This is a genomic window from Winogradskyella psychrotolerans RS-3 (assembly GCF_000427335.1).
GTDB lineage: Bacteria > Bacteroidota > Bacteroidia > Flavobacteriales > Flavobacteriaceae > Winogradskyella > Winogradskyella psychrotolerans.
In genome coordinates this window covers 1-577 of sequence record NZ_ATMR01000011.1, presented here as the reverse complement: position 1 = coordinate 577, position 577 = coordinate 1, and the positions used below count along the sequence as shown (strand labels likewise).

The following is a 577-nucleotide window of genomic DNA, read 5'->3' as shown; positions in this document are numbered from 1 at the left end:
GTTGGTCCCGTTGCACGTGCGTTCATCGAGAGGTCTTCATAGGTGCCGCTTTGCGCAAGAAGATGGTGCACACGTCACCGACAATCCCTTCGCTATCGAGCGTCTGAATGTCGGCGGCTTCGAGGTAACCAGACGAGTAAACGTGGCTGGGAACTTCACCCGCGATCGCGCCGATTGAGAACAGGGCGATGTCAGCTCGACGTTGATATTCAAGCACTCGCACAATCGACCGTTCTGACCACATCGCGTTGCGAGTTTCGGCGTAATCGAAGAATGCCGGAACGGGGAATAGGTGCACCTGAGCGTCGAAGGCTTCGCCGAAGCGCGCGATCAGGTTGCCCGCATATTCGACTCCTGAGGTGCGCACATTGGCCGCCCCGTTGAGCTGCACTATGGCACTTCCGCGGGTCGGTTTCTTGCCCCAGATGGCGTGCAATCGCCGCCAGGGTGGTTCCCCAGGCGACGCCCATAATCATGTCGGAATCGAACCACCCGGTCACGATTCGAGCGGTGGTTCTGGCGACCTGATCGAGGCGTTCAGGCTCATCAGCGAGATCGGCAACCGGCACAACGTGGG

The 577-nt window shown here is 59.4% G+C and carries 1 pseudogene; it reads right to left on the bottom strand.

Annotated features, from left to right (window positions below):
• Positions 1–22: 22 nt before the first annotated feature.
• A pseudogene (locus tag ADIWIN_RS22385) lies at positions 23–569 on the bottom strand (sugar-binding domain-containing protein).
• Positions 570–577 lie beyond the last annotated feature (8 nt).